General features: G+C 27.5%; 1 protein-coding gene. It reads left to right on the top strand.

Going from position 1 to position 1,877, the window contains the following annotated elements; all coding sequences use genetic code 11:
* Window positions 1-1,877, top strand: a 1,877-nt coding sequence (lanM, locus tag Q0977_RS18215; RefSeq protein WP_299516614.1) for a type 2 lanthipeptide synthetase LanM, incomplete at both ends; no start/stop codon positions are given.

Below are 1,877 nucleotides of genomic sequence, written 5' to 3'. Positions count from 1 at the left end.
AATCAAATTAATGGAACTAATCGGAACGAAAGAATTAATTATTTTTTTGATATAATTCAAAATAAAGATTATGTTAATCACTTTTTTGAAGAATACAATGTCTTATATGATCTAATTGAGTTGAGATTAGAAAATATATCAAAATTGTATTTAAGCGTATTGAGCTCTTTGCTAGATGATAAAGAAGAAATAGAAAGATACTATGGATTAGAAGTAGAGACTATTTCTGCTGTATCTTTGCCACAAGGAGATATTCATTCTGGAAAAGCTGTGGTTGTTCTTACTTTTGATAAAGGAAAATTAGTTTTTAAGCCACGAGAAATGGAACAAGAAAAAATAATCTATAAAGCTATAAAATTTGTTGAGTCCAAAGGACCGGAAAGAATAAAATATAAAGTTCCACAAATTTTATCAAAAAAAGGTTACTCATGGCAAGAATTCGTTACTTCTAAAGAATGTGAAAATATAGAACAAGTGCATCGCTTTTACTATAAAATCGGATCGTTTTTAGCTTTATTCTATTTATTTAATACTAATGATCTGCATTTTGATAATATGATTGCAAATGCCGAGGATCCTATTTTCTTTGATATAGAAACACTTACATTATGTTATGCAAAACTAAAAGATAACGTAGAAAATTTAAAACTTCCTTTTGATGTTACGAATACTATTATACTACCTCTGAGAAATACTGAGGGACTGTTTGACGTTGGCTTAAGTGCTATATACACAGGAGATACCTCATCTAAAAAAATGTCGAATTTATTACTGAAACCAGATGAGGAGAATGATTGGGTTTATGAATCATCGAGTCTAAAAATGAATGCTAGTCAAAATCTATGCCGATTTAAAGGGAAGGAAGTATCTCCTTGGTTGACTGAAGAAGATGTCATTTTAGGTTTTAAAGAAACATACCAGATAATTATTGATAATAAAAAATGGTTTTTAAATCTATTTGACGAATCTAAAAATTTTTCTGTGAGACAATTACTTAGACCAACTTACATTTATGGTAAATTTATTAATGCCAGCGGAACGCCAGATATTTTAAAAAGTAAGGAAAAGTTTGAATACATATTTAGCATATTATCAAATAATTTTAGTAAAGGTCGTTTTGGCTTTTTGAGGGTTGAAGCAGAGACAGAAGAATTAAAACAGTGGAACATTCCCTCTTTTTATTGTGGCTTTAAAAATACGAATTTATATTGTAGTGAAAAACTTATTTGCAAAGATTATTTTGAAACAGAACCGTATAAGGTAATTGAGAATAATCTTAATTCTTTTTCTTGTGATAGATTGTCTCAGCAGCTACGATTAATTCATTTATCTTTTTTAACTTTGGGAAACAAGGAAAAAGAACGTAGTCAAAATTATAATGAACTAAAAAAATTATCTTATTCACAGGTAAATATGGAAGAGACAGTTAGGGAATATATTGATGTTATTTCAAAATACTTTATTCAATTAAACAATAAAGGCTATGTAATGCAATTTCCATATATAGTCAAAGATGGTTTTGGATATCAGCTATGCAAAAATGAATTTTACCAATATGGCGGTATAGTATTGCTGCTAATTTCATATGCAAAATATGTCGATAATAATAAGAAAGAAATCGCAAGAAATGCTTTGAATTATTTGGTTGAATCCTATTTAGAAAGAATTGACTTAAAGAATTCAAATATAGAGTATTCTTTCTATTACGGAATTTCTTCATTACTATATCTAACTTATATATATTCAAAACTGTTTAATGATCAAAAAATGTTTAAATATTCAAGGCAAATTTATAATGATATTGTTGAACATTATCTTGAAGAAAATGATATTAATTTAGATTATCTTAGCGGAATGCCTTCAGTTATTCAATTATT

It is taken from the genome of uncultured Rummeliibacillus sp., assembly GCF_934216135.1.
Classification (GTDB): domain Bacteria; phylum Bacillota; class Bacilli; order Bacillales_A; family Planococcaceae; genus Rummeliibacillus.
The sequence above is the reverse complement of the archived record's forward strand: the minus strand, read 5'-3'. Positions and strand labels throughout refer to the sequence as shown.